Raw genomic sequence first — 4,891 nt, 5'->3', positions numbered from 1 at the left:
GTGTCGCAGTGGGAACAAGTGCTGGAGCTGATTAGCGTCGAGCCGGGCAGTGAGGGTTTGATTCAGCTGGGACGTGGTCGTCCGGATCACACCAGCCCCACCCTCAAGCCACTGTTGCGCAGCCTGTCGCGCTTAAGCCGCCGGCAAGACCTCAATACACTGACCTACGGCTGTATTCGCGGCCACCTGCCGCTGCGTAAGCAGATCTCACGGCTGATGCTTGATTCCGGTTGCCAGATCCCCGGCGAAGACATTGTGATCACCACCGGCTGCCACGAAGCCCTGTCAGCGGCAATCCGCGCCATTTGTGAGCCAGGCGATATCGTTGCCGTGGATTCACCCAGCTTTCACGGCGTAATGCAGGCGCTTAAAGGCTTTGGCATGAAGGCGTTGGAACTGCCCACCGACCCACTTACCGGCATCAGCCTGGAAGCGTTGGAACTGGCGTTGGAGCAATGGCCAATCAAGGCCATACAGTTAACGCCCAACTGCAATAACCCCATGGGCTACATCATGCCGGACGCCAATAAGCGTGCGCTTATTGGCCTGGCCCAGCGCTATGACGTGGCGATTATCGAAGACGATGTGTATGGCGAACTGGCCTACCACTACCCACGGCCACGCACGATCAAGTCCTACGACGATGACGGCCGTGTACTGCTCTGTAGTTCCTTCTCCAAGACCGTGGTGCCTGGCCTGAGAATTGGCTGGATCGCGCCGGGGCGTTATCTGGAGCGCGTGCTGCATATGAAATATATGGGCACTGGCACCACCGCGCAGTTGCCGCAAATAGCGCTGACCGAGTTTATCGAGGGGGGACATTACGAGCCGCATATCCGCCGTATGCGCGCGCAATATATGCGCGGCCGCGATCAGATGACCGATTGGGTGACTCGTTACTTCCCCGTCGGTACGCGGGTCAGTCGGCCGCAAGGCAGCTTTATGATCTGGGTAGAAATGCCCGAAGGCTTCGACAGCCTGCGCCTGAACCGCGAGCTTAAACCGCACAAAATACAGGTCGCCCCCGGCAGCATCTTTTCCGCCGCCGGCAAGTACCGCAACTGCTTGCGTATGAGCTATGCCAGCAAGCCCGATGCAAAGATTGAAGCGGCGGTGAAGATTGTGGGTGAAACGGTGAGCAGGTTATTGGCGGAGCATCCGTGAATCGCTAACAGCCCCTCACCCCAACCCTCTCCCGCAAGCGGGAGAGGGAGCTGATTGAGGTGGCCAACAAAAGGTGATTAGTCCCCCTCTCCCGCTTGCGGGAGAGGGGCTAGGGGTGAGAGCAGCGACGATCGGTAATCACCCCGCAATCATTCCCCGCTCGCCAACTTCGCCTGCGTCGGCTCCCCCAACCCACCGCCACGCAGCAACAACACCACAAACCCGGCGGCCCCCACGGCCATCAACAGTGGCAAGGCATGCCCGCTCACCCACTGGCTAACCGCCCCGGTCAGCAGCGGCCCGATCAGGCAACCAATGCCCCATAGCTGCGAGATATGCGCGTTGGCGCGCACTAGCTCGCCGTCGCGAAAGCGCTCGCCAACCAAAATCAGCGACAGGGTAAATAGCCCGCCCGCGCTCGCCCCGAACAGCACCCACACCGGCCAGATCAGTGGCGTATGAAGCAGCAGCGGCACGCACAGGCTGGAGATCATCAGCACCACGCCGCACGCGAAAAACAGCCGCTGGCGGGACATGCGATCGGCCAACATGCCAATCGGCAGTTGCAGCACCGCATCGCCCACGACCACAACGCTGGCCATCAGCAACGCAGTTTCCTGCGTGAAGCCTTGGCGTAGCCCGTAGACCGGCAGCAGCGTCAGCATCATCGCCTCAAAGGCGGCGAACAGGCTGACCGCCCACGCAATCGCCGGCATGCTCGCGCAGAAGGCCCACAGCCCCCGCCCGGACGCGCTGTGGGCATCCACCGCTGGCGCACCAGTGCGGCCCAGCAAAAGCAACGAGCCACCGATCAGCAAGCCGGTGCCGGTCCAAAATCCCAGGTCAGTGGTGGTGCCCAGCAACGTCAGCACCAGCGGACCACAGAGTTGGCTCAACGCATAACCGGTGCCATACAGGGCGACTAACTTGCCGCGCCAGCGGTCCACTGCCAGCTGGTTAATCCAGCTTTCGCCCAGGATAAATACGATTGTCAGCGCCACACCCAGCAGCAGGCGCAAGACCAGCCAGACCGGGTAGCTGGGGATCAGCGCCATGGTGCTGACACCCACCGCACTCACCAGCAAGCAAATCTGCATCAACCCGGTAGTACCAAATCGCGCCGCCAACCGCCCCGCCAGCACCGAGCCCAGCAACACGCCCACCGCCGGCATGGCGGCCATTACGCCAATGGCAAAGTTGCCGTAGCCCCAGCCATCCAGGCGCAGCGAAACCAGCGGCATGGTCACGCCCAGTGCCAAGCCAATGCTGACCACCGACGCCACCACGGCGAAATAGGTACCCCAACGCATGACCACAGATCATCTCCTTGTGCCGGGCCGAAAATAACAACGGCCGGGTTTCCTTTCAGAAACCCGGCCGCAGGTATGGCTCCAAGAGCCGGCCCCTTAAGTCAGGGGCGGACCTTACAGAGGCGCCAGACCGGCCGCCTCAAGATCGTTACAGCTTGATCCAGGTAGATTTCAGCTCGGTGTACTTATCGAAGGCATGCAACGACTTATCGCGACCGTTACCGGATTGTTTGAAACCACCAAAGGGCGCGGTCATATCGCCGCCATCGTACTGGTTCACCCACACGCTACCGGCGCGCAGGGCCTTGGCGGTAAGGTGGGCTTTGGAGATGTTGCTGGTCCATACTGCGGCGGCCAGGCCGTAGATGGTGTCGTTGGCAATCGCCACGGCTTCTTCGGCGGTGTCGAAGGCAATAACCGACAACACCGGGCCAAAGATTTCTTCCTGGGCGATGCGCATGGAGTTGGTCACACCGTCGAAAATGGTCGGCTCAACATAGGTGCCGCCCGACGCTTCCAGGGTACGTTTGCCGCCGGCTACCAGCTTGGCGCCATCGGTATGGCCGGCTTCGATGTAGCTCAGCACGTTGTTCATTTGCTGGGTGTCGACCAGGGCACCGACGTTGGTTTCCGGGTCCAGTGGGTTGCCCGGTTTCCAGCCTTTCAGGGCTTCGATTACCAGCGGTACGAACGTGTCTTTGATCGAACGCTCGACCAGCAAACGGGAACCGGCGGTGCACACTTCGCCTTGGTTAAAGGCGATGGCGCCGGCGGCGGATTCAGCGGCGGCTTGCAGGTCTGGCGCGTCGGCGAAGACGATGTTCGGGCTCTTGCCACCGGCTTCCAGCCACACGCGTTTCATGTTCGATTCGCCGGCGTACACCATCAATTGCTTGGCGATTTTGGTCGAACCGGTGAACACGATGGTGTCCACGTCCATATGCAGAGCCAAGGCCTTGCCGACGGTGTGGCCATAGCCTGGCAGCACGTTAAGCACGCCAGCCGGAATGCCGGCGTCAATCGCCAGTTGAGCGATACGGATGGCGGTCAGTGGCGATTTTTCCGAAGGCTTGAGGACCACCGAGTTACCGGTGGACAGGGCTGGGCCGAGTTTCCAGCAGGCCATCATCAGCGGGAAGTTCCACGGCACGATGGCGCCGACCACACCGATTGGCTCGCGAGTCACCAGGCCGATTTCGTTGTGCGGGGTGGCGGCCACTTCGTCGTAGATTTTGTCGATGGCTTCACCGCTCCACGACAGTGCGCGGGCGGCGCCCGGTACGTCGATATTCAGCGAGTCGCTGATTGGCTTACCCATGTCCAGGGTTTCCAGCAGGGCCAGCTCTTCGGCGTGCTCATCAAGCAAGGCGGCGAAGCGGATCATGATTTCTTTGCGCTCAACCGGCGCTTTGCGCGACCACACGCCAGAGTTGAAGGTGGCGCGGGCGTCTTTGACAGCCAGTTCGGCGTCGGCCAGATCACAGCTGGCGATCTTGCCCAACACACGGCCGTCGACGGGGCTGATGCAGTCGAAGGTGTCACCAGACACCGCAGCGGTGTACTCGCCATGAATAAAGGCGCGGCCTTCGATCTTCAGGTCTTGGGCACGTTTTTCCCAATCGGCGCGGCTCAGGGTGGTCATGTGTGCGTCCTCTTATTAATCGAGCTTTATCGAGACGAAACAGGCGGCGCAAATACCCGCGCCTGTCAAAAATTCTGCAAGGCCTGCTCGGCCCACTGTGCCGGCCACACTAAACCAGAGCTCGGCGCCTTTCCATTATTTTTTACATTAGGCGAGTAAACGCCCTTGTCATGTTCGTTTTATTAAACATAGACTGCGAGCCTCTGCGCCAACCCGGCAAAGCTCGCCGCCGCTGTGCGGGGCTTCGTGACTAATAAAACCAACACCTGGACCCGAGCATGACTATCACCTCTATCGTCGACTTCGCCGCCGCCACAACAGCCGCCGAACACTACCGCCCAGCGGCCGAAAAGGTGCTTAAAGGCGACCCCGAGCAAAGTGTGCGTAACCACTACGCAAGCCCTTGCGGCCAATTCGCCAGTGGTATTTGGGAAGGCGCCGTTGGCCAGTGGAAGGTGAACTACACCGAGCACGAATACTGCGAAATTCTGCAAGGCGTGTCGGTACTGCGTGATGCCGAGGGCAATGCCAAGACATTGCGTACGGGCGACCGTTTTGTGATTCCAGCCGGCTTCTCCGGTACTTGGGAAGTGCTGGAAGCGACCCGTAAGGTCTATGTGATTTTTGAGCAAGCGGCGAGCTGATCGACGCGACTCGTGTTTTTCCTGCGTGAAATTTTAGCCCGCCCCCGCGGGCTTTTTTATGTCCGCGCTACGTAGGGTGTGCTGTGCGCGCCATTGCGCTGCTCGCAATCTCTTGGTGCGCGCAGCACACC

Annotated in this window: 4 protein-coding genes; 2 read left to right on the top strand and 2 right to left on the bottom strand. The window is 60.4% G+C overall.

The window, feature by feature from the left end; all coding sequences use genetic code 11:
* Positions 1-1,164, top strand: a 1,164-nt coding sequence (locus AAAB16_RS02695; protein ID WP_340661946.1) for a PLP-dependent aminotransferase family protein, incomplete at its 5' end; no start/stop codon positions are given.
* 149 nt (positions 1,165-1,313) lie between these two features.
* Here the strand turns inward: AAAB16_RS02695 and AAAB16_RS02690 are convergent.
* Positions 1,314-2,474 carry an MFS transporter gene (locus AAAB16_RS02690; protein WP_340661947.1) on the bottom strand — a complete coding sequence of 387 codons (1,161 nt, stop codon included), beginning with the start codon at positions 2,472-2,474 and terminating at the stop codon, positions 1,314-1,316.
* 148 nt (positions 2,475-2,622) lie between these two features.
* On the bottom strand, positions 2,623-4,116 hold the full coding sequence (locus tag AAAB16_RS02685; protein WP_340661945.1) for an aldehyde dehydrogenase: 1,494 nt from the start codon (positions 4,114-4,116) through the stop codon (positions 2,623-2,625).
* A 278-nt stretch (positions 4,117-4,394) separates the two neighbouring features.
* On the opposite strand from AAAB16_RS02685, the gene AAAB16_RS02680 reads away from it, so the two are divergent.
* Positions 4,395-4,760 (top strand): cupin domain-containing protein, encoded by a 366-nt coding sequence (locus AAAB16_RS02680; RefSeq protein WP_340661944.1) that lies wholly within the window; start codon positions 4,395-4,397, stop codon positions 4,758-4,760.
* Positions 4,761-4,891: the final 131 nt, after the last annotated feature.

The organism is Pseudomonas sp., assembly GCF_037994325.1.
In the GTDB taxonomy this organism is placed as follows: domain Bacteria; phylum Pseudomonadota; class Gammaproteobacteria; order Pseudomonadales; family Pseudomonadaceae; genus Aquipseudomonas.
This window is presented reverse-complemented; position numbering and strand designations above follow the sequence as displayed.